Origin of the sequence: Paenibacillus bovis (genome assembly GCF_001421015.2) — a bacterium.
Taxonomy (GTDB): domain Bacteria; phylum Bacillota; class Bacilli; order Paenibacillales; family Paenibacillaceae; genus Saccharibacillus; species Saccharibacillus bovis.
In genome coordinates, this window is sequence record NZ_CP013023.1 from 3,517,456 (window position 1) to 3,538,959 (window position 21,504).

17 protein-coding genes and 1 pseudogene are annotated in these 21,504 nt (G+C 48.1%); 5 read left to right on the forward strand and 13 right to left on the reverse strand.

The genetic code is table 11. The features are described from left to right. Window positions 1-67 precede the first annotated feature (67 nt). Window positions 68-886, forward strand: coding sequence for a ZIP family metal transporter (locus AR543_RS14930; RefSeq protein WP_060535265.1), 819 nt, complete (start codon window positions 68-70; stop codon window positions 884-886). A 359-nt stretch (window positions 887-1,245) separates the two neighbouring features. Here AR543_RS14930 and AR543_RS14935 read toward each other — a convergent pair whose 3' ends face one another. The 4 genes and pseudogenes from AR543_RS14935 to AR543_RS24445 all read right to left on the reverse strand — a co-directional run bounded on the left by AR543_RS14935 (window position 1,246) and on the right by AR543_RS24445 (window position 3,920). Beyond that, window positions 1,246-1,935, reverse strand: coding sequence for an LrgB family protein (locus AR543_RS14935; RefSeq protein ID WP_060535266.1), 690 nt, complete (start codon window positions 1,933-1,935; stop codon window positions 1,246-1,248). Beyond that, a complete protein-coding gene (locus tag AR543_RS14940; RefSeq protein ID WP_060535267.1) occupies window positions 1,932-2,393 on the reverse strand; it encodes a CidA/LrgA family holin-like protein in 462 nt (153 codons plus the stop codon). The genes AR543_RS14935 and AR543_RS14940 overlap by 4 nt, the downstream gene beginning before the upstream one ends. A gap of 468 nt (window positions 2,394-2,861) precedes the next feature. Further along, window positions 2,862-3,633 (reverse strand): annotated as a pseudogene (gene yidC / locus AR543_RS14945) (membrane protein insertase YidC); the annotation flags it as partial. Further along, window positions 3,576-3,920, reverse strand: coding sequence for a hypothetical protein (locus AR543_RS24445; protein WP_162495392.1), 345 nt, complete (start codon window positions 3,918-3,920; stop codon window positions 3,576-3,578). The pseudogene yidC and the gene AR543_RS24445, both read right to left, overlap by 58 nt. 327 nt (window positions 3,921-4,247) lie before the next feature. Between AR543_RS24445 and AR543_RS14950 the strand changes: the two genes are divergently transcribed. After that, window positions 4,248-5,717, forward strand: coding sequence for a glycoside hydrolase family 1 protein (locus tag AR543_RS14950; protein WP_060535269.1), 1,470 nt, complete (start codon window positions 4,248-4,250; stop codon window positions 5,715-5,717). Between the two features lie 189 nt (window positions 5,718-5,906). On the opposite strand, the gene AR543_RS14955 is transcribed toward AR543_RS14950, so the two are convergent. The 8 genes from AR543_RS14955 to AR543_RS14990 form a co-directional block, all read right to left on the reverse strand. Continuing rightward, a complete protein-coding gene (locus AR543_RS14955; protein ID WP_060535270.1) occupies window positions 5,907-6,338 on the reverse strand; it encodes a MerR family transcriptional regulator in 432 nt (143 codons plus the stop codon). A 62-nt stretch (window positions 6,339-6,400) separates the two neighbouring features. After that, entirely contained in the window at window positions 6,401-7,126 is a 726-nt protein-coding gene (locus AR543_RS14960; RefSeq protein ID WP_060535271.1) for an SDR family oxidoreductase, read from the reverse strand. Window positions 7,127-7,382: 256 nt separating this feature from the next. Continuing rightward, window positions 7,383-8,510 carry a TDT family transporter gene (locus AR543_RS14965; RefSeq protein ID WP_060535272.1) on the reverse strand — a complete coding sequence of 376 codons (1,128 nt, stop codon included), beginning with the start codon at window positions 8,508-8,510 and terminating at the stop codon, window positions 7,383-7,385. An 87-nt stretch (window positions 8,511-8,597) separates the two neighbouring features. After that, complete coding sequence (locus tag AR543_RS14970) at window positions 8,598-11,018, reverse strand: molybdopterin-dependent oxidoreductase (protein ID WP_060535273.1); 2,421 nt, start codon at window positions 11,016-11,018, stop codon at window positions 8,598-8,600. Next, window positions 11,015-11,512, reverse strand: coding sequence for a hypothetical protein (locus AR543_RS14975; protein WP_060535274.1), 498 nt, complete (start codon window positions 11,510-11,512; stop codon window positions 11,015-11,017). The genes AR543_RS14970 and AR543_RS14975 overlap by 4 nt, the downstream gene beginning before the upstream one ends. 346 nt (window positions 11,513-11,858) lie before the next feature. Then, entirely contained in the window at window positions 11,859-12,755 is an 897-nt protein-coding gene (locus AR543_RS14980) for an aldo/keto reductase (protein WP_060535275.1), read from the reverse strand. A gap of 330 nt (window positions 12,756-13,085) precedes the next feature. Continuing rightward, window positions 13,086-14,420: a branched-chain amino acid transport system II carrier protein gene (brnQ, locus tag AR543_RS14985; protein ID WP_082472243.1), complete on the reverse strand. Its 1,335-nt coding sequence runs from the start codon at window positions 14,418-14,420 to the stop codon at window positions 13,086-13,088. 362 nt (window positions 14,421-14,782) lie between these two features. Next, window positions 14,783-15,655, reverse strand: coding sequence for a helix-turn-helix transcriptional regulator (locus AR543_RS14990; protein WP_060535276.1), 873 nt, complete (start codon window positions 15,653-15,655; stop codon window positions 14,783-14,785). A gap of 250 nt (window positions 15,656-15,905) precedes the next feature. Between AR543_RS14990 and AR543_RS14995 the strand changes: the two genes are divergently transcribed. Next, window positions 15,906-16,964 carry a pectinesterase family protein gene (locus tag AR543_RS14995; RefSeq protein WP_082472245.1) on the forward strand — a complete coding sequence of 353 codons (1,059 nt, stop codon included), beginning with the start codon at window positions 15,906-15,908 and terminating at the stop codon, window positions 16,962-16,964. Between the two features lie 51 nt (window positions 16,965-17,015). Next, window positions 17,016-20,144: an Ig-like domain-containing protein gene (locus tag AR543_RS15000; RefSeq protein WP_060535277.1), complete on the forward strand. Its 3,129-nt coding sequence runs from the start codon at window positions 17,016-17,018 to the stop codon at window positions 20,142-20,144. Window positions 20,145-20,261: 117 nt separating this feature from the next. Here the strand turns inward: AR543_RS15000 and AR543_RS15005 are convergent, their stop codons facing one another. Beyond that, the gene (locus AR543_RS15005) at window positions 20,262-20,720 is read right to left on the reverse strand and encodes a hypothetical protein (protein WP_060535278.1); all 459 of its coding nucleotides are present in this window, start codon (window positions 20,718-20,720) and stop codon (window positions 20,262-20,264) included. Window positions 20,721-21,039: 319 nt separating this feature from the next. Between AR543_RS15005 and AR543_RS15010 the strand changes: the two genes are divergently transcribed. Continuing rightward, complete coding sequence (locus AR543_RS15010; RefSeq protein ID WP_060535279.1) at window positions 21,040-21,408, forward strand: iron-sulfur cluster biosynthesis family protein; 369 nt, start codon at window positions 21,040-21,042, stop codon at window positions 21,406-21,408. Window positions 21,409-21,504 lie beyond the last annotated feature (96 nt).

Consider the following 21,504-nt stretch of genomic DNA (forward strand, 5'->3'; position numbering starts at 1 on the left):
TAATCAAACATAGCAGCAGCTTATCTACTCTGAACAGACCATACGACGAGGAGCGTGACAGCTACATATGATTGATTTTTTTGCCGGGCTTACACCTGTAATGCAGGCTCTAGTGGCAACATTATTTACATGGGGCATGACCGCGGTTGGAGCAGCGCTGGTGTTCACTTCCAAAAATCTGAACCAGAAAGTGTACGACGGTATGCTCGGCTTTGCTGGCGGAGTTATGATTGCAGCCAGCTTCTGGTCGCTGATCGCACCGGCACTGGAGATGGCTTCGGAAGATAGCTCTTTGCCTGCATGGATTCCGGCAGCGGTAGGCTTTATGCTAGGGGGGCTTTTTCTGTGGGGAGCAGACAAGGTTATTCCGCATATTCACCCTTCTTCCAGCAGCAATCAGGCCGAAGGAATAGGCAGCAAAAATAAACGCCGCAGTACCTTGCTCGTTTTTGCTATTACACTCCATAATATTCCCGAAGGACTCGCGGTCGGGGTTGCTTTTGGCGCGGTAGCTAACGGCACGTCCACAGAGTCGCTCGCAGGCGCAGTAGCACTGGCAATCGGGATCGGGATTCAGAACTTTCCCGAAGGATTGGCTGTATCCATGCCACTGCGCGGAGAAGGCATGAGCCGGCGCAAAGCCTTTTTCTATGGACAACTGTCCGGCATGGTAGAGCCTGTTGCTGCTGTGCTAGGTGTGCTCGCAGTTACACTGATCGATCCACTGCTGCCGTATGCACTGTGCTTTGCTGCCGGTGCGATGATCTTTGTCGTCGCCGAAGAAGTCATTCCCGGCTCGCAGGAAAAAGGCAACAAGGACTTTGCATCCATGTGCCTGATGATTGGCTTTACCGTGATGATGATTCTGGATGTGGCGCTGGGATAAACTGGTGTACAGCAAAAAGCAATAAGTTGGAGCAATCCGGCTGCAGCCGGTAGGCAGTAGATCAAACAGATACATCGGTAGCGCAATGATCATGATTTTGCAGCACAATTATAATAATTTCGTAGTGCAACCATTATTATTCATCATATCTTGTAAGGCCAATATTATAGTAGGTAATCGTCAACAAGCAGTAAACCACCAACCGTTGTACAAACTCACCGTATATGCAATGTCAAAATACTGAATACGAAAAAACGGCAAGCTCTAATGTACTATAGAGCTTGCCGTTTTCGTTGGATAATGACTGGTTTTCTTTTAGAAAGTCAAGCAATCGAATTGGAGAATAATAGTAATTAAAATTAATGAAATACAATCCATACGACCAGCGGAGCGATAAAAGATGCAACGATTGCGCTAATGGTCATAGCGATTGAGCTCATCGAAGATGCCTGCTCTCCGATCTCCATAGCTTTAGCGGTTCCGAGAGCATGCGATGAGCTGCCTAGGGCAATACCGCTGCCGATGACATGGTGAATCCGGAACAGACGCAGTAGATAGACGCCACATACCGCCCCTGTAAATCCTGCAATCATGACAAATACCGAGGTAAGCGAAGAGTCTGCTCCCAGATGATTGACGATCTGAATCGCTACCGGCGTTGTCACCGATTTCGGTACGATGGATAAAATGAATGGTTTGCTGAATCCCAGTGCCAGCGCAAGCAGCATCCCGCTGAGCATACCTGCAAATACGCCTGCCAGGGATCCGCCGATAATAGGCAGCCAATTTTTCAACAGCTGATGACGCTGCTTGTAGAGCGGATACGCCAGTGCCACTACAGCAGGTCCGAGCAGCTGGTTGATCCATTGACCCCCTTTCATATAAGTACTGTATGGAATATTGAGATTAAGCAGTACGACTACAATAATCACTGTTCCTGTTAGTGCGGGCATCAGCACCGGCAGGCGGAATTTTTTGTAGATCATGGCCATAATCGCATAGATAAATACGGTCGACACGACAATGCCCGCACTCAGCATTATATTCATATCCGTGTCTCCTTTTCCCGGTATTGGACACCATTTCTACTGGCGCCAGGCTCCTGAGTCAGATTCGTACTCCTGGAGCTGTCGCTGGTTCTGGCTGCACGGGTACCCGGCCCTCCTGCCAACCACTGGCTTACATGTCCGGCGACTGCAATAGTGAGGATGGTGCTGACAATAACTACTACAACCAGCAGCAATCCTTTACCTGCAAACAGATCCAGATGATTCATCACTCCTACCGTTGCCGGAATAAAAAACAGCGGCAGATAAAACAATATAGTCGTACTCCCCTTCTCGATCCAGGAGACCGGAATGACCCGGCATAGCAGCAAAATAAAAAGCAGCAGCAGGCCGATAATACTGCCGGGAATTGGCAGATTCAGCCACTCCTGCACATAGCTGCCTGCCAGATAAATAGCGTACAGCAGCATGATCTGGACAACAATCAGAATTGCTTTCATGATTCATTTCCCTTCACTCTTGTATTCTCTCTATAACAGTATGAGTATCTATATACGTATAGCTTACCAGAAATATACCCGTTATTGATGAATAGGTATGTATATTTTTCCACAGAAAAGCCATCCCGGTAAATACAGGATGGCTATCATTTTGAAATAGATAAGGATAAAAATGTGATCTATGCAAAATATCTTTAAGCAGTCTATCCTCGAATCATTGATAGTATGATTTTGCCTGCTTTCCGGTAAAGGCTTTTACCTAAACGCGGGCAGATTTGGTATTGGATGCTGTTTTGCCGGATTTGCCTTTGGCACGGGACGATTTATTTTTTCCTTTTCCCTGCTTGCGGGCAGGTGAAGCGATCCGATCGGCTTCATGATCCAAAGCGGCTGCAGCTGCATCCAGTGTCGCAGAAGGTACGGCCACATCGGCAATAGCTGCTGTCGGCTGAGCCGGATACATCCGCTGGAACAGCAGGGTCTGTAGAATCAGGAACGTTCCGCTGACCATCCAGTACAAAGGCATCGCTGCGGGTGCACTAAATGAGAAAAATGCCATCATAATCGGCGATACATATCCCATTATTGCAAACTGCTTGCGCTGCTCGGGTGTCATATTGACCTGGGACACCTTGGCCTGGAACAGATACAGTATCGCCACGATGATCGCCATAATCCAGTCGGGATGTCCCAACTTGAACCAGAGAAACGAATGCGTAGACAGCTCTGGCGTCAACCGGATCGCAGTATACATACCGGACAGAATCGGCAACTGGATCAGAATCGGCAGACAGCCGATATTCAGCGGATTGAAGCTGTGCTTTTTGTAGATCTCCATCATTTCCTGCTGTTGCTGCTGCTTGGAGGCTGTATCGGTTTTGTTCTCATATTTCTTTTTGAGCTGGTCCAGCTCCGGCTGCATAATATTCATCTTTTGCTTCATGGCCTGCTGGGATTTGGCCTGTCTCATCATCAGCGGCATCAGCGCAAAGCGTACAGTCAACGTCAGTACAATGATCGCCAACCCGTAACTCCCGCCAAACCATGAAGCAATATGCTGCATACTGTAAGACAGCGGGAATACTACATAGTGATTAAAAAATCCCGGTGTATCCGAATGAATCTCGGTAGCCCCGCCCGTACCACAGCCGGACAGCAGTACTACCATCATCAATGCCAATATCAGGCCAAGCAGACGGCCTCTTTTGCCCGTAAATGTGAATCCTTTGATCGTGTCCATGTTGTTCCTCCTCGTTGATGGGTTCTACCTGGGATCAACGAGGCGATGCAATCGGAACTATCATCATCAGGCGCTTCTTTCCTGCGTATCATGCGCGAAAGGCGCAGTGGTGCAGGATGGCTGCTGATGGACAGGATCAGCGGATAGAAATAATGCTGGCGCGATTTGCCGCCGACTGTCCAGAATTCGGTAATGCCGCAGTACAGGTGAGCGATGTACGCATAACCCACGGTCAGAATCAGCCCGATGGATAGCAGATACGGGAGCAAATCATGGAACTCGGCCAAAGTCTTCACCTCCTTATGTCATAATATAGCTATTATACGCTATCCAAATCAAATGCATAAGACAAAAATCGACATGAACATGGTCAAAATAGTGAACATCCACAAAAACTTGAAAACGTTTTTTCAATGATATACAATGTGAATGTACAACTAAAACAGGATTGTTACTGGTGAAGCAGGCAAAACCTAAATTGGCAACGAAACCGGCATTGAATAATGCTGCTTTTGTTCCGGTTTAGGTTTTTTTTATTGCCCTGGCGCTCTAATCATCCTGGTATAGTCTGCTTTACCGGTCTTACTACTTCCCAACAGAAAGAGGTTATATCTATGTCCAGTGTAATCCAGGGTTTTCCGAAAAACTTCCTCTGGGGCGGCGCAACGGCTGCCAACCAGCTCGAAGGTGGTTATAATGAAGGCGGCAAAGGATTGTCCAGTGCGGATATGATCGCCTATATTCCCAAAGAACAACGCAGCAAAGAAATTTCCCATGCTATGGAGATTACTTCCGAACGCATCGAAAAAATTCTGAGTGGCGAATTTGAAGCCCGTTTCCCAAAACGTGACGGTATCGACTTCTATCATCGTTACAAGGAAGATATCGCGCTGTTTGCCGAGCTTGGGTTTAAAGTATTCCGTATGTCCCTTCACTGGTCACGTATTTTCCCGAACGGTTATGATGAGCAGCCCAATGAAGAAGGTTTGCAATTCTATGATGATGTATTTGACGAGCTGCTCAAGCACGGTATCCAGCCGCTGGTCACTTTATCCCATTATGAGACTCCACTGGGCCTTACCCAAAAGTATAATGGCTGGGTAAGCCGCGAAGTTGTTGAACACTACACCCGTTATGCGGAGACCGTATTCAGACGCTACAAAGATAAAGTGAAGTACTGGCTGACGTTCAATGAGATCAATGTAATTACCATAAGTGCATTTACCGGCGGTGGTGTTGTTGTTGACCGACTGGACAATAAACTGCAGGGGATGTATCAAGCGCTGCATCACCAGTTTGTAGCCAGCTCGATCGCGACCAAACTGTGCCACGAAATTATTCCGGATGCCAAAATCGGATGTATGCTCGCCCGGATGGAAACGTATCCAAACAGCTGTAACCCTGAAGATATCCGCAAGGCACAGCTGGCGAATCAGATGAACCTGTTCTTTACCGATGTTCACGCACGCGGCGAATATCCAAAGTTCATGGACCGTTATTTTGAAGAAAATAATATTGTCCTGCACAAAGAAGATGGCGATGATGAGCTCCTGAAACAATACACCGTCGACTATATCTCCTTTAGCTATTACATGAGTATCACTGTCGCCGAGAACCCGGAAGGCGGCAACGAAGCGGCCGGTAATCTGGTGGCTGGCAGTGTAATGAACCCTTATCTGGAAACATCGGACTGGGGCTGGCAAATCGACCCGATCGGTCTGCGTGTCACACTGAATGCCATGTATGATCGTTATCAGAAACCGCTGTTTATCGTGGAAAACGGTCTGGGTGCTTATGATAAAGTCGAAGCAGACGGCTCTGTGCATGATCCTTATCGTATCGACTATCTGCGCAAGCATATCGAACAGATGAAAGAAGCGATCAAAGACGGTGTCGATCTGATGGGCTATACCGCCTGGGGACCAATTGATCTGGTGAGCATGTCCACCTCCGAAATGTCCAAGCGTTACGGATTCATTTATGTGGATCAGGACGATGACGGTAATGGTACATTGGCTCGTTCACGCAAAGATTCCTTTGCATGGTACAAGCAAGTTATCGCCAGCAATGGCGAGCAGCTGTAAACTAATACTCCCGACATTCATACTCTACTATCCAAAAAGAAGCCGCCCCGATGGAATCGGAAGCGGCTTCTTTTTTTGATATGCAAGTCGATAGGAAGAGCTTGTATGATACTGCACGCGAAAAACGCAGTTCAGGTAAACCCCTTCTTTTATTCGTATGATGAAGAGGAATAAGCAGCCATACCCTATTTATTGTTCCCGATAAGGGTCCGAAAGCTCACAGCCCATATCTTCCACCTGTGGATTGGTGGATAATCGATCATAGTGGTTAAGCTTGTACTCCAGCACTTCCTGCACATCCTTCAGTCTCCGGATTTCACTACTAATATGTTCATGCTGCTGTCTAAGTATCGTCTTGCGCTGTTCCAGCGTACTCTCTCCTTGGCTAATGAGCGCACGGAATGCTTTCATTTCTTCCAATGTCATTCCGGTCGATTTGAGCCGGGTCATGAAAATAATGCCCTGTACCTGCTCGGCCGTATAAAAACGGTGTCCGTTTGACTTGCGCTCTGCTGGTGGCAGCAGATCAATGCGTTCATAGTAGCGCAGTGTATCTTCACTGAGTCCCGTTAGTTCAGCAGCCTCACGTATGGTCATGGGCATATCCGGTATCTCAATCATCCTGCTCATCCTCTCATCAGACCATATTTTCCTAAATAAGTGTTACCTTATAAATGTATAGCTTACCAAGGAATAGGTCCATTCTCATCATAAAATTGCCCAGTAGGACCATTCTCGTCGATAAGCGCCAAACCAATTACTGTCTGCGCAGCATGTTCCACTGTACGTGGACCGCTGTTTCCATTCAAATCAGTTGCAGTATAGCCGGGGTCTACTGAATTGATCTTGATCGGAGTTTCTTTGTATTCCTTGGAAAATATGACAGTCACTGCATTGAGTGCTGTTTTGGAGCTATTATAAGACAGCGAATTGGCTTTATAATGTTCATGCGACGGATCACTATTGAATGCGAGCGAACCAAGACCACTGGATACATTGACGATTCGTCCCTGCGGCGCTTCTTTGATTAAAGGAAGCATGATCTGCAATACCTGAATAGCACCGAATACATTAACTTCGTAGACAGTACGAATGTCTTCGATCTTCTCCTCGCTCGGAACATTACCACCTGCTACGATGCCTGCATTATTAATCAGTACATCCAGTGAACCCGAACGTTGGCGAATCTGCTCTGCCGCGCTATGGATCGTTGCTACATCGGTTACATCGATCTGTACATACTCTGCCTGAATACCTTCGCTCTGCAGCTTCTCTACTGCCTGCTGTCCATATGCAGGTTGACGTGCTCCCAGATAAATGTAATATCCTTTTTGTCCTAACTGTCTAGCTGCTTCATAACCGATCCCTTTATTGGCACCTGTAATCAAAACTGTCTGTTCCTGCGTCATCTATACCGTCTCCTTTATAATTAAAGTATGGTTGGGCGGCCGCCTATAGAAAGCCTACTACTTGGAGTGCACTCCAAGTCAAGCAACCTTTTGCAGAAATAATAAAAAGATCGTGCTTTACTCTCTTCGTATGCAGCTTGTGTTCAATGCTGCGGGCTTTGAAAACACCCTGCCCTTCGGCTCAAAAGAGTATGCACGATCTTTTTATTTATTTTTCATTTACCTGTTTATTATGGCAGGATGGACTTCCTGCAGATTATTCGGCCATGGAAGAAGGTTGGTTATCCCCTTCGATCCGGGCAGAACGCCGGGCAATAATCGCCTGAATCCACAGAATCAGCTCAATAATAAGCAGAATACTGATGATCCACGCGCCACCATTCAGGATCCAGCGATGGATATCCTGAGCCAAAGCTGATCTGGTATGTTCGATATAGAGCGGTTCGGTACGCATCGTAAAGAAATAGAACATCCCCAGTGTGAACAGTCTTGTCCATTGGGCTGTATTATAGATGCCAATGCCGTGGCGCCAGCCTTTTTGACGAATCCGCAGAATCGCTCGTATTCCTTCTGTACATTCCACGACGATCAGAATAAGCAGTGTAATCCACCAGAGGGTCAGAATAGCGGTATCGCTCCATGCATGGGTCGCCTGAACGACTGCACCAGTAATCGCCAGCGCGCCATACAAGATACAGTTTGTATCCGTCCAGTCCGCGATCAGACGATCGGGTCTGCGGCTGTAGCGATACAGAATCAGTGAGACACTGATCAGATAAAATAATAATCCAAGCGCTATCATGGATTGATTGAGCCAGAATGCTACATACCCACTACTGAACACCTGATGAAAAAGAAGCACAATGGACTGCGTGGACACGGTCGACAGCAGCAATACGCCGTGGATGCGGTCATACTGCTTTTGCAGCAATATCTGGTACCAGCCCAGACACATAAAATACAGTAAAAACAACCATAGCCCTGCATTGAGCACAGCCATAATATGAATGGTCTCCTGCACCCAGTAGACACCGAATGAGGCGAACAAATTAATCAAAAGCGTCGATGTACCTGCCACCCAGGTGCCGATGCCGAACCGCTGCACCGGATCAGCCAGATGATCCCGATAAAAGCTGGATCGGCGGATCGAGGCAATATAGCTCACCAGCAGATACAGCCAGACCAGTGTCGTACCGATCACCAGTGTTCTGGTCATCAGACTATCCGGGCTCTGTCCGGACATATGCTGCCATACTCCCTGGATGAAAATACCGAGCGCCATAACAATGCTGCCGGCTGCAGTGGGTGCGACATAGAGATTTTTATTTGCACTAAATGCGACCAGCCCCACAATCATGCAGCACAGCAGCAAAATAATCAGCATAGTGATTCTCCTTTATAACGGATATAAGCTCTAGTATATCATATCACCGAAGTAGTATATCTCCGTATTGATGTGCGTTATTACAATCTATCCGCGCTGCGGAATATAAGGAGGAATCGGTGCATTGACGACGGAAATAGGCACTTCCAGTGTCTGGCCGCTCTGGATATCATAAGGCGTGACCAGCCGGTTCGCCTGCAGCAGATGCTCGACAGTCAGCTGATACTGCTCGGCAATATAATCCGCCGATTCTTCCCCGACTACAATATGCTGCTTGCGCAGCTTGTCGATCCGGCAGGCCGCCTGCTTGAATGTGGGTTGTTTGGACAGCGGATCGGTAAAATCGGCAGTTAGATCATTGGCAGACTCATGACCTTCCCAGCTACCATAATGGAATGGCACAAATACCAGTCCTTTTTGTACTGCTGTACCGATACGGGCCGGCACTTCTATCCAGCCGCGCGGCGAGGTAATCCGCACCACTTCTCCCTGCACGATAGATAATGCCGCTGCATCTTCTTCGTGAATCTCCACATAGGCATTCGGCGCAGCCATTTGCAAATAAGGTGAACGGGCAGTCTTGGTCCGGGTATGCCAGTGCCAGACCAGACGGCCGGTAGTGAGCCAGATTGGATATTCTTCATTCGGCTGCTCGGTCGGCGGCAGGTAGCGGGTCGCATGTAAAATAGCTTTGCCGTTGGCCTGCTTGCGGACAAATTCATCCCGGCTCAGTGCACGGCCGCTGAATTGATCCTTGGTATAGCTCTGGGAATAATCTGCATCGGTCGGAAATTGGTAATCGCTGTATAAGCGAGGCGTTCCTGTTGGATGCTGTTCATTGGCAGGCCAGCGCATGCCGTTGTGTTGTTCCAATTTGTCATACGTCATACCGGTCATATCACAAGGTCTGCCGCGTGATACCTTTTTCCATTCTTCAAAACATTCTTCCGGTGTCGAGTAACCGATCAACGGCTGACCATCTTTGTCTTTGAGACCCATACGGCGGGCAAAATCAATCAGAATCTGCAGATCACTTTTGACACCTTCAGGCGCTTCTACCGCTTTGCGAAGTACATTGATCGTACGGTCGGCATTCTCCATCGTGCCTTCTTTTTCTCCCCATAATGCAACAGGCAGGATCACATCGGCCACCTTGGCGGTTTCGGTGAGGAAAGGGTCCTGCACCACAACGAATATACTTTCCAGCGCTTTGCGTGCACGGCGGCGGTTCGGCAGAGATACCATCGGGTTGGTACCGATATTCCAGAAAAAAGTAACTTTTCCCTGCTCGATCATATCCAGCTGCTCCTCGATTCCTTTTTCCGGACCGGCGGGCAGCGTTTCTTCCTCTACATTCCACAGATCGGCCATTTCCTGCAGATGCTGCGGATTCATCGGATTACGCTGGGCAGGGTATGTTCCTACTCCACCTGCTGTACGATTCGCAGAAGAGCTCGGCTGACCTGCCATATGCAACGGACCGCAGCCCGGCTTGCCGATCTGACCGCGGATCAGATGCATATTGTTGATCGCTACGCAGGCTGTAGTAGCGTCTGCACTCTGGAACGTTCCCTGCAGCGTCGTTGTTACCATGGATGGCGTCTCTCCCAGCACCCGGGCTGCTTCATGCAGCTGCTCTACAGGAATACCCGTGATCTTCGACGTTTTCTCTGGTGTCCAATCTGCGACCGATTGCTTCATTTCATCAAAACCAATCGTATACTGTTCGACAAATTGCTGATCAATATGTCCATTTTGGATCATCAGATGAACAAGTCCATTGAGCAGCGCTACATTGGTACCCGGAATCAACTGCAAATGCAGATCTGCATGACGGGCAGTTAACGTATGGCGAGGATCAACGGCAATGATATAAGGCTTGCCTTCCCGCTGTTTGCGCTGCATAATCCGCTCATGCAGTACTGTTCCTGTCTCCGCTACATTATGACCGAACAGCATCAATGTATCGGTTACATCGACATCGTCAAAGGAAGCCGGTGTTCCATCTGCGCCAAATGACTGCAGCAGGCAGAACTCTGTAGTTGCTGTACAGAGGCGGGTATTGGCATCCAGCAAATGGGTATGCAGGCCGGCACGGCCGATTTTGGCAATTGTATAGTAGTCTTCCAGGTATCCCTGACCAGTGGAATAGATCGCGATACTGTTACTGCCCTGCTGCTCCAGGGATTCTTTTGCTTTGGAGACAATCAGCTCCATTGCTTCTTCCCAGCTCGCCGGTTCCAGCTGCCCATTATCCCGGCGAATCAGCGGTGTCAGCAGCCGGTCGGAACTGTTATTGGCATACCATTGATTTTCCCCTTTGGGACCGAGTCGTCCACGGTTGATCGGATGCTGTCCATTCCCTTTGATACCGACGATTTTGTCGTCTTTGACAGCAATATGACAGCCGCAGCCGATTGAGCAAATATTGCAGGTGCTATACACCCATTTATCGACTTCACCCTGACTGTATATGTTCATATCAATACGTTCTTTTTGCCAGCTCATAGGCTCACCTCCAGATAAAAGGTCGGCACGACATACTTGATTGCCGCCTGACCATACATTTCACGCAGATGTACAGCGATCTCATCCAGCTGCTCACGCATATGCTCATACCGACTATGAACCTGATCGGTATGCTCTGTCTCAAATGAAGGCATCCAGTGCACAGCTCGTACCCAGGCACGCATAGTCGGTTCTGCCACTTCATTATTCTGATATAAAATCGACAAATATGAACGAATCTGATCAAGCGACACTGCAGCTGAATCGGAGTGCTGCTCGGACTGAGATGACGGCTTATGATTTTTATGATCTTCATGATGTATTTGCTCCGAGTCAGCGGTTAATACAGGGATTAGCTTTTCCAGTGCTTCTTGTTGTTCGTGGAGTGAATAGCGAATCAACTCAATAAGTGGATGCTTCATCGGTGCAGTCTGCTCCAGCACCTGATTAACATCGTCCGACATCGCTTTGCAATAAGGCAGTAATGGATTCATGCTGTACCTCCTCGAGTTGGCAGAGCCAAAATAATTCTCTGCTCAGGATAGGATCGTTATAGTTATACAAGGTCATAAGCCATTACCCAAATTTTGAATATGCCTACCTCTACATATGTATACTCACGCAAAATAACCGATAGTCTGCAGCGATAACAGCAGATCTATCGGTTATTTATACATAATTAATGCTGTGATGATATTTAAGAATTATTCGGTCAGGAAAGTATCGCTTCTACGTGCTATGGTCGTATACGCAAACGGCTTACCTGCCGACTCATCCACCATGCAGTATGACCGGATTTGTTATAGAATACAGCGGCTGGTTATACGTTATACGCCTACATCAGATCTGTCCGACCCACTCCGATTCGGCAGTAGCGAACCAGCGCTGACGAATATGGTCGAACTCTTCTTTGGACAGTACTCCGTCTGCGATCAGGGCTGCATTTTCAGACCAGCGGTTAGGCTTGGTTGTACCAACAATCATCGTATCCACACCGGGAATACTCAGTGTAAATCGCAGCGCCTGCTTGATACTGTTTTGTACATCGTCGTTCTGTAAAAATGTATAATTCAGGTCACGCAGCCGATTCCAATAGACAAAAGCATAATCCTGCGGCTCTACCTGCTCACGTGTCCACGCCGCGTTCGCAATCGGACGCTTGGCTGTAATGCCCATACCACGTTCACGTGCCCGAGGAATGGTAAGGGAAATCGCTTCCTGATCGGCAATATTAACCGATGTCTCCAGACTGTCAAACACACCTGTCTCTATCGCGTACAATGCATCGGCGCTATCTCCGCTGTAACCGATATAACGTGTTTTGCCCTGCTGCTTGGCACGCTGAAGTACCTCGATCACTTCTCCCCGGCGCAATACCTCTTCCGAGCAGCTGTGTAGATGAATCATATCCAGATGATCGGTCTGCAGGCGACGAAGACTGCGGTCGATACTCTGTTCCAGCATATTGCGATCCCAGTCGGGGGCATCGAATCCGGCTGCGTGACCGCATTTGCTAAACAGGTAATAGTCATCTCGCCGATCTGCCAGCGCATTGCCGATAAGCTCTTCGCTGTCTCCATAACATTCGGCTGTATCAATAATATTCAGCCCTGCATCCATTGCACTGTGCAGCAGCTGATCAACCTCGCTTTGTGAGACACCGCTTCCAATTTCCGAACCGCCAAATCCAAGCACACTTACTTGCATATCCGTATTGCCATATTTACGCTTTTCCATGATGTATAGCCTCCTTCGGTTATGTGGTCTGAAGTCTTTTGTCCGACTCTCAGACAGGTGCCATCATATGTGTTCCAATCTGCTGTACGTTATGTATTACCCGATTTACGGAAAAATAGCGGATGTTTGCCGAATTTATATATAAGAAGTGATTTTCCACCCGAAATGATGGTACCTGCACATACGCTATGGTTCCTGTTTGTTATATCCCGAGTAATCCCTATACACTGCACTACAATCCTTATCCAGCATACTCTGATTCTTATAAAAAACCCGGACAGCTCGGGGAACTGTCCGGGTAGTGAGATATACATTGAAGGCAGCGTGCAATCAGGAATTAACCAGCGATGAATCCTTGCGGACTCTGCTGATTACATATCCGCCGAGTGCGCCGATAATGGCTGGCAGCACCCATCCAAGACCAATCGTATACATAGGCAGATAACTGCCCAGGAATTCATCCAGTGCAGCTAGATGGAATGGAGTTGCTTTGAGACCATCAGCCAAACTGATAATGAAGACGAGCAGCATACTTCCCTGGTACACGAGTCGTTCCCCTTTGAACAAGGAATGACAGAAGGTCAGGAACATCAGCACAATCGCCAGCGGATAGATGATCGTCAGAACCGGTACCGAAATAGTAATCAGCTCATTCAGACCAATATTGGCAATAACCGCACTGAAAATACACAGACCAACAACCAGCTTTTTATACGAAAAGCGCGGCAGCAGCTTATGGAAGTATGAAGCACAGGACGTGATCAGACCGATACTTGTGGTTAGACAGGCAATCGTGATCATCAACCCCAGGAAAATACCGCCGGATGTACCAAAGTAATAGCTGGACATCCGTGCCAGAATCTGACCGCCATTCTCCAGATAGCCAAATGCCGTAACGGTAGATGCACTAATATAAGAAAGTGCTACATAAATCACCGACAAAATTACGGCAGCAATACAGGCTGCTTTGACACAGACGGTAACGATCTGTCTCCGGCTGGTCGCGCCGCGGCTGCGAATCGCGTTAATTACAATAATGCCAAATACAAAAGCAGCTAGCGCATCCATGGTCAGATAACCTTCCTGAAAACCATTGAACAGTGCATGTGTACTGTATTTCTCCAGTGGCTGCTGGAATCCTCCGAGCGGATACAGCAGACCGACAATAACCAGTATACTGATAAAGGTCAGCTTGATCGGAGTCAGCACTTTACCGACAATATCGACGATACGCGCTGGATTCAGCGAGAAGAAACACGTAATGCCGAAAAAGATAATCGAGAAAATAGCAGCAGCTAACGTGTACTCGTCCGCAGACAGGAACGGCTTGACGCCAATCTCGAAAGAAACATTACCGGTCCGCGGAATAGCAAACAGCGGCCCAATCGCCAGATACAGTACTGTAGTGAATACCAGACCGAATACAGGATGTACCCGGCTCGCCAGCGACTGCAGATCATCCTTGCCGGAGAATCCCAGCGCAATAACGCCCAGAGTAGGCAGCCCTACTCCCGTAATCAGAAAGCCAATATTAGCCGGCCAAAAGTTGGTTCCGGCAGACTGGCCCAGCATGGTTGGGAAAATAAGATTCCCTGCACCGAAAAAGAGCGCAAACAGCATTAATCCAATAACTACGATGAATGAAAATGGTATTTTTTTCTCCAAAGAACGAACCTCCGATAAATCGCTATGCAATTCTATTTGTCATCCGGTCCGGATCGATCTCTCCACTCCTACAGTGCTCCAGGTGCCGGATGCCATGCGTTCGAAATTCTTTTCATTTACGGATGATACAGCTGTTCCGCTTCAACGCGCCGATGTATACATGTACACTGACGCATGATTGACCGCTGCCCCGTTCCTTTTGCCGCCTCCAAATCAATGTGATTAAAGCATATCTCACGCATAAGGTTATATTTTAACCCACTCCGCCCAATGCCTCAATGACAATTATTGAGAATTGCAAAATATTCTTTTTCCGGCCGGACGATTCAAGCATGTCATTCTCATAGTAATACTGCCGACAGCTACTGTATATTATGCTTCTGCCGATTCATGATCCGGTACTGGCTGGGCGTGTATCCGGTCTTTTTTTTGAAAATAACGCTAAAATTGGCGGTATGTGCATAACCCGTTCGCTCAGCGATCAGGGCGATACTGAGCGTACTACTGCGCAGCAGCTCACGGGCTGCACGCAGCCGGATCGTCTGCAAATATTCCCGGAAATGAAAACCGGTAATCTGCGGGAAAATCCGGCACAGGTACGAAGGACTAATATAAAATCGTTCCGAGATCTCCTGCAGCGTGAGCGGCTCATCAAAATGTTCGTTGATATACCGGGCTATCTCGGTAATTTTGGTCTCCATCGGATGGGTAGTCGACAGAGGAGCAGCTGGCTGTCCCTGTTCCCGCCGTCTTAACCGGTATAAGCGAATCAGCAGTCCTGTCAGCAGACAGCGGCTATATTCAATATACCCGGCTTCCCGGCGCTCCATTTCGGTTAGCAGTTCCTGCAGACATTGTTCGATAGCGGTCTGTTCCTCGGGCGGCAGACGATAGAGATGATCTCGTCCCAACTCCTGCAGCGGGAACAACAGTCCTCCTCCCTGACGAATAAACTCTTCGGTAAAATTAACCAGAATCCGCTCACATAACAGCGCATCTGTACTGACTGTCCGGTGCAGATCTGTCGGACAAATGAAAACCAGATCGCCCTTACCTGCATGAACAGCTGTTTCATTAATAAAGTAAGTCCTTCCCCCATCCTGTACATAAAAAATCTCGTAGCTGGCATGGGAATGATAACGAGGCATCGCAGTGTAGCCAGTCTGCCGCAAATAATGAATACGCATACTCTCCTGTGGATCGATACTGTAACCGACTGCTGCCAGAGTCTCCATCTTCATTGCCTCCTTAGGATTTTACGGTCTGTTTGTATATTTTCAGCATTATCAGAAGACAATAAAAGCAAAATGTAAGCGTATTCTAGACAAGAAATACAAAATTTGTTTGTTTTACTTGTACTATAATGGCTCTGTGATCACTTGTAAATTAATGGTTATCTTTGTTGTTGGTAATCTGCCGGCACTCCGGAATCCGGCAGGTACAATCGGTTTTGCATACTTTTATTCCAAAGGAGTTGTATTGTATATGAAATTGAAATTATGGCAGCCTTCCGCTCGCCCTGCTGGTCAGCGATCCTATCTGAATACCTCTATGATTATGATATGTACATGTGCAGTCGGCTTGTCACTACTGCCGGTACAGCCTGCACAAGCCCAGGATCAGCCTTTTTCATCCAGCCTGATCGCAGAAGCCAGCCAGACCAAAACGATTACCGTCGCCAAAGATGGGTCCGGTCAATACAGCAGTGTACAAGCTGCTATCGATTCTATTGTAAGCGGTAACAATACACCTGTGACTATTTACGTCAAAAATGGAACGTACAAGGAAAAGATTACTTTTCCCAAAGATAAGCCCTATATTACACTAACCGGTGAAAGTGCTTTCGGTACAATTCTGACGTACAACGATACAGCCGCATCTGCTGGCGGGACGACCAACAGCTCCAGTACTTTTGTGATGTCCGACCATTTTACCGCGCAAAATATCACTTTTGCCAATACAGCCGGCAAAGATGCCGGACAAGCGGTTGCCCTGTATGTACGCGGTGATCGGGCGGTATTCAAAAATGTACGCATGCTGGGTCATCAGGATACGCTCTATACTCCCGGCAGCGGACGGCAGTACTATGAGAACTGCTATATTGAAGGCACGGTGGATTTTGTATTTGGCAGTGCCACCGCCGTATTCAACAATTGCGAGCTGAAAAGTCTGGGCAACGGCTACATAACTGCTGCTTCTACACCTGCCGAGCAGCCTTATGGCTATGTCCTTCTGAACTGCAGGCTGACACGAAGCGAAGCGGTTGCTAACAGTTCGGTGTATTTGGGACGTCCATGGCGTCCATACAGTTCGGTCACTTATATTAACACTACGATGGACAGTCATATCCGGCCCGAAGGCTGGAACAACTGGGGGAATGCAGCCAATGAGCAGACCGCACGCTATTCGGAATATAACAGCAAGGGAGCAGGTGCCGGCGGTACAAGAGTAGGCTGGTCCAAGCTCCTTTCTTCCAGTGAAGCATCAGCAATTACCATCTCGTCCGTGCTCGCTGGTAACGATGGATGGAACCCGGCAAAATGATCAGAGAATCATCCCATACAGTTCATACTGATCAAGCGAGAGGAGAATCCAATGAATTCTATAATTTCATGCTGGACACGTTCCCTGCTGGCAGCAGCTGTAGCTATTCCGCTAATAATACCCGTCGCTGCCGAAGCCGCGGATACCAGTCCGCCAGCTGATTCTGTATCTGTAGCCCTAAACCGTATCCCTGCTTTTCCCGGCGCAGAAGGTGGTGGCATGTATACGACAGGCGGACGCGGCGGCACCGTATATGAAGTTACCAATCTTGATGATTCCGGTCCCGGTTCTCTGCGCGATGCTGTATCCGCAGGCAATCGTACAATTATTTTCCGGGTGTCCGGCAATATCCATCTTCTATCCCCTCTCAAAATCAAGGGTTCCAATCTGACCATTGCCGGACAGACGGCCCCTGGAGACGGAATTGCCGTGCTGGATTATGATACGACAATCGACAGCGATAATGTAATTATCCGCTATATGCGCTTTCGTCTGGGTGATGCCCACCCGACCGAGAGTGATGCTTTTGGTCTGCGCAAGCACAAAAATATCATGATCGATCACTGTTCCTTTAGCAATTCGGTGGATGAAGTACTATCCCCTTACCAGAACGAGAATCTGACCGTGCAATGGTCGATCGCCTCCGAGAGTATGCTCATGTCCCATCATTCCAAGGGAAGGCATGGTTACGGCGGAATATGGGGTGGACGCAATGTAACCTTTCATCATAACCTGATTGCTCATAATGCCAGCCGCAATCCACGCTTTGCCAGCGATGCAGGGGATACGGTCGATTTTCGCAATAACATTATTTATAACTGGCAGTTCATGGCGACCTATGGCGGCGAGAATATTGCAGCCAATATGGTCGGCAATTATTACAAATACGGCCCGGACACCGCCCGCAGTGTACGCGGCATGATCCGTGATACACCGTCCGCTACCAGTCAGTGGTATATTGACGGCAACCATGTCGACGGCTATCCGGACATGACCGCGGATAACTGGCTTGCCATGCCGGATGCTCCTGCTGCCGCGCGATTGAGCGAACCGGTCGCTATGCCTTATCCAATTGCGGATGAGAGCGCAGAACAGGCCTATACATCGGTGCTGGCAGAAGCCGGAGCTACGCGGCCCAAGCGTGATTCTATCGATGCCCGTCTCATGAACGAGGTATCCCAGCGCAGCGGCAGAATGCTGAATTCGCCTGTCGAGGCAGGCGGCTATCCTGAGCTGCTGAGCATACCCGCTCCCGAGGATCGGGATCATGACGGCATGCCGGACACCTGGGAGATCCAGCACGGGCTGAATCCGGTTGATGCCTCGGACAGCTTGCTTATTGGTGCAGATGGATATACGCATCTGGAGAATTACCTGAACGAGCTGGCTGCCTCTGGCACATCTGTGAACCCGGCAGTCAATATACTTACCCCTGAGCCAAATCAGCTGATTCAGGCTGATCAACCGTTCACAGTAACAGCAGACGCCTATAATCCCGATAGCCGTATTGTCAGCGTCGATTTCTATTCCGGCGATAAGCAGCTTGGCCGGGATACGACTGCACCTTATGAATATCGCTGGCATAACGTACCGGAAGGTACGCATTATATTACTGCCCGTGCAACAGATGACACCGGCACAGCCACCAGCAGTTCAACGATTATCCTGCATGCAGTGGGGCCGGATACAGAAGAACCATGGACAACCGTCGATATTGGCAAAGTTGGTGTTCACGGTACTGCGACTGCTGCGGCAGATCATATGACCATACGCGGCAGCGGTCGTTATGGCGAAGGCGATTCGCTGAGTACCAGTCAGCGGCGAGATGACTTCTCCCTTACTTATCAACAGCTGAACGGTGATTTTGAAATGATCTCGCGGATCGATAATCAGTCACGGATCGATAACAATGCCCAAGCCGGCATGATGATCCGCAGTAGTCTGGAGCCTGATGCCCAAATGGCTGCACTAACCCAATCCACTGTCAAATATGGTCAGGCCGGACGATTTATCCATCGTCTGCACCCGGGAGACAAAGCAATCGACAAACAGACCGAGGACTTCCTCGCACCCGGTTATATGAAACTGGTGCGTACCGGTGATACGGTCTATGCTTTTCTCTCGCAATACGGAAAAGAGTGGATTCAGGCGGGGTCGGTGCAACTGCCTGGTATGCCGGACACTGTCTATGCAGGCTTTGCTGCGGATGCAGCAGCTATCGATAACGATATTCACAATTACAATACCGCGCAGTTTTCCGATATTTCGATTCGCAGGCTGGAGCATATGCCGTCCGTACCGGATAATGTGTACGGTACAGCCGTCAATAAAGGAATTCAGATTCGCTGGGCACCATCAGCTGAAGCAGATATGTATACTGTCGAGCGCGCTTTGATCGAGAATGGCCGCTATACAGTTATGGCTGACAAAGTAAAACAGACAGAATACACAGACCAGACTGCTGCTGTAGGACAGCTCTATTATTACCGGGTGACCGCTGTGAATACATCCAGCAGCAGTCTGCCTTCTGTACCGGTCTCTGCTGCGATAGCTTCCGACGAACCGATAACCGCTTACTGGGCACTCGATGATTTTGAACAGGACAAGGCCGGTTCTCCTCCAAGCGGTTATACTTTGGAACCTGCACATCCCGGTACAGACGAGTATCATGTGCTGATAGGTAATCTCCTCAATTCATCTGGTAATACAACTGCGCCTGGAAGGCAGGGACTGATCCTGAGCGATGCCGGTAAAGAAACGACCAGGATCACCAAGCGCTTTAAGGAACAGACCGGTACGGTTATACTTGATACCTATATTCAGCTAAGTGAAACGGCTTCCTATGACCGCATGCTGCAGTTGCTGAACACACCCGGCGGTTATGCTGCTGTCGCTATCAATGCCGGTCCAGAGGGCTTTTCCTACTATGCTTCTTCCAAAGAAGTGCGTCCGCTTGGCGATCAGATACCTCAGCCGGGACAGTGGTACCATATATTCGTTACCGCCGATATTGCGAGCCAGACAACCGATATTTATATAAACAACCAGCTGGTAGCCAAGAAAGCTCCATTTATGAACAAAGTCTCTACTATTGCTACCTTTACCGCCCAGACTCCCGAGCAGGATCAAGGCAATCTGAGTCTGGACAATCTCTCTATCCATTCTTTGGTCAAGCCCTGAAATACAGATTATGATCCGATCATGCCTATCAAGCACCTGCCGGAACGTATACGGCAGGTGCTTGACCTATGCAAAAAAAGGAAATCCGCTACCGGACTCCCTTTGATCAATTATTTATTAATCGCTCATGCCAAAATGCAGCAAATATAGCTTGCCATTTGTGAAGAACAGATAATCGTCCCATTCCAGTTCATAAAAGGAATCCGGGGTACTGGTTACTTTGAATACGGTTACCACATTGCCCTGATTGGACAACCCTTCTTTGAGAATATGTAAAAAATGGCGGCTCCCGTGCTCCTGATCAAAAGGCATGGCTCCCTGCTGGTCTACATCTGCACTGCGCCAGCGATAATAAAGCCAGCCAGGCAGCATTTGCAGCAAGTGATCTGGCCAATTCTGCAGCCGATCCAGACTCACCCGATCTGGTGTTAGCTGCATATAAGCGCAGACGCTCTCTACCAGCGTACCTGTTGCTGGAATCTCGTCCAGATCATAGTCGAGCGCACAATTATCCATCATATTCAGTTGGGCGACTCCCTGCAGGTAGCCCCGTATGTAATCCATTGTCAGCTTCATAGGCAATATCCTCTCCTGTCCATCCGTTCCATTACAATAATGATCTGACACCTTTTTTATTATGGCTATGTAATCCTAATAGTATTAATAACCTGATTCTCTTTATCAGAAGCGTCAGCTGCTCCATTATACTGCAAAACAGACGGAACAGGGTATATCATCCTGTGTAAATATTTATATGCAAGGGTAATATAAAAACAGGAAAATAGATGATAATAAAAGCTTGATAATATATTGTATACAACTTATATTTATGTTATAATAATATTGTAAACAATTTAATTTTAATAAATTAAATGTAAAGGGAACGGTGATTACTATGAGAATCCAATTAACCGAACTGGCAGACCAGAAACTAAAAGCAAGTCTTGGCGAACAAACTGGGATGTACAAATTGCTGTATGATACTGGTGAAGGATGTGGATGTGATGGTATTCCGGTGCTGCTCATTGTAGACCAGCAGGATGCCAATGATACCGTGATCGAGACCAATTCTCTGCCGATTCTGATTGATCGTCAGCATGAAATTTATTTTGAAGCCTCCATGTACCTGGATGCAGAACCGAACTTCACTTCCTTCAAATTACGCAGCGATTCCATGCTGTACAGCAGTAATGTCAAAATCAGAGATCTTCGCGGCATGGAAGTTCCAGCCGGCACAGCTTCCAACTCCTGTGCGCTTCGTTAATAAGAAATACCGAGTATCTATTATAATATAAAAGGCATCGGCATATCAGGGAACTTCCCTTTATGCTGATGCCTTTTTTTGTATAACAGCTGTTTG